The following is a 1,618-nucleotide window of genomic DNA, read 5'->3' on the forward strand; positions in this document are numbered from 1 at the left end:
CCTCGCCCGGTCCGGCCGGGTCGAGGAGGGCCGGCTGGTGTTCGAGAAGATGCTCACCTACGCCAACCACGTGGGGTTGTACGCCGAGGAGATCGGCCTCTCCGGTGAGCAGCTGGGCAACTTCCCGCAGGCGTTCACCCATCTGTCCCTGATCGACGCCGCCATCACCCTCGACGCGGCGCTGGAGCGCGCCGCCGCCCAGGCCCCGGCACCGGTCCCCGTGGGCACCTGATCCGGCGGCGGCGGAGATGAGGACCCCATGACGCAGGGCGGGACGGCGCCGGCCGGCGTGGCGCGGGAGGGCCCGGTGCTGGCCCAGGCGGCGCGGCAGGTGAGCCTGCTGTGGTGGGTGCCGCTGCTGTCCGGGCTGGTCAGCGTGCTCGTGGGTCTGCTCATCCTCGTCACCGACTGGGCGGTCAAGGGCCTGGTGGTGCTGGTCGGGCTGCTGTTCCTCATCCACGGCGTGGCCCTGGTCTTCAGCCCCGTCTTCGCCCGGCAGAGCCGCGGCGAGCAGGTCATGGCGGGGCTGGTCGAGGTGCTCGCCGGGGTCGTGCTGCTCGCATGGCCGGCCCCGACCTTCCTCGTCCTCGCCGAGTTCGCCGGCATCTGGCTGGTCCTCGCCGGCGGCTTCCACGTGGTGACCTCGGTCGCCCGCCGCCACGCGCTGCCGGCGTGGGGGCTCTCGGCCGCCGTGGGCGTGGTCGAGGTCCTGCTCGGACTGTGGGTGGTGCGGCGCCCGGAGGTGACGCTGAGCCTGGTGGTCGTGGTGCTCGGGCTGTGGGCCGTCATCACCGGCGTGCTGCAGTGCGTGCTCGCCTTCGAGGTGCGCCGCACCGTGCACGCGCTCGGCGAGGCGGCCACCGCCACGCCGGACGAGGTCGCCGCCCTGCGCGCCCGGGTGGAGCGGCTGTATGCCGAGGGTCACCTCAGTGCCGAGCAGCACGCCACGCTGCTCGGGGCGCTGGAGCCGGGTGGGGGACCGCGCGCGCCCGCTCCCGCGGCCGGGCCGACGGGGGTGCCCCGCACCCCGCAGCCCCTGAGCTGAGCGGCGGAGCCGTGTCGCGCCCGGGGCGGCTGGACGACGGTGGACCCCGGCGCCTGGTCGCCGCCCTGCTGCGCTCGCTCTCGGTGGCCACGGTGGTGCTGGTCCTGTACTTCACGGTGCCGCTGGACGGCACGCGGGTGCACCTCACGGTCTGGGTCGTGCTCCTCCTCCTCGTCGTTGCGGGGCTGCTCGTCTGGCAGGTGCGCAGCATCCTGCGCTCGCCCCATCCCCGGCTGCGCGCCGTGGAGGCGGTCGGCACCACGCTCCCGCTGTTCCTGGTCATCTGCGCCTCGACCCACTTCCTCATCGAGCTGGCGGACGCCGGCAACTACTCCCAGCCGATGACTCGCCTGGACGCGCTGTACTTCGTCGTCACGGTCTTCGCCACGGTGGGCTTCGGCGACATCACCCCGGTCAGCCAGACGGCCCGGATCGTGACCACGCTGCAGATGGTCGGCGACCTCGCCTTCGTCGGCATCATCGCCCGGGTCCTGGTCGGCGCGGTCCAGGAGGGGCTGCGCCGCCAGGGCCGCGGCCCCGGCCCCGGCGCCTGACCCTCCCGCGCGAAGGGCC

At 74.5% G+C, this 1,618-nt stretch carries 3 protein-coding genes; all 3 read left to right on the forward strand.

All coding sequences use genetic code 11. From position 1 onward, the window contains the following. Nucleotides 1-232: glycoside hydrolase family 15 protein (locus VF825_RS10415; protein ID WP_331112920.1), on the forward strand; the 232-nt coding region annotated here is incomplete at its 5' end. Between the two features lie 27 nt (nt 233-259). After that, nucleotides 260-1,045 carry an HdeD family acid-resistance protein gene (locus tag VF825_RS10420; protein ID WP_331112922.1) on the forward strand — a complete coding sequence of 262 codons (786 nt, stop codon included), beginning with the start codon at nt 260-262 and terminating at the stop codon, nt 1,043-1,045. A gap of 11 nt (nt 1,046-1,056) precedes the next feature. Next, nucleotides 1,057-1,599: a potassium channel family protein gene (locus VF825_RS10425; protein WP_331112924.1), complete on the forward strand. Its 543-nt coding sequence runs from the start codon at nt 1,057-1,059 to the stop codon at nt 1,597-1,599. Nucleotides 1,600-1,618 lie beyond the last annotated feature (19 nt).

Source organism: Oryzihumus sp. (assembly GCF_036391795.1).
Taxonomy (GTDB): domain Bacteria; phylum Actinomycetota; class Actinomycetes; order Actinomycetales; family Dermatophilaceae; genus Oryzihumus.

Bases quoted from the DNA above. Each gene is read 5' to 3' on its own strand.
- VF825_RS10420 (WP_331112922.1), top strand. From the start codon at position 260: ATGACGCAGGGCGGGACGGCGCCGGCCGGCGTGGCGCGGGAGGGCCCG.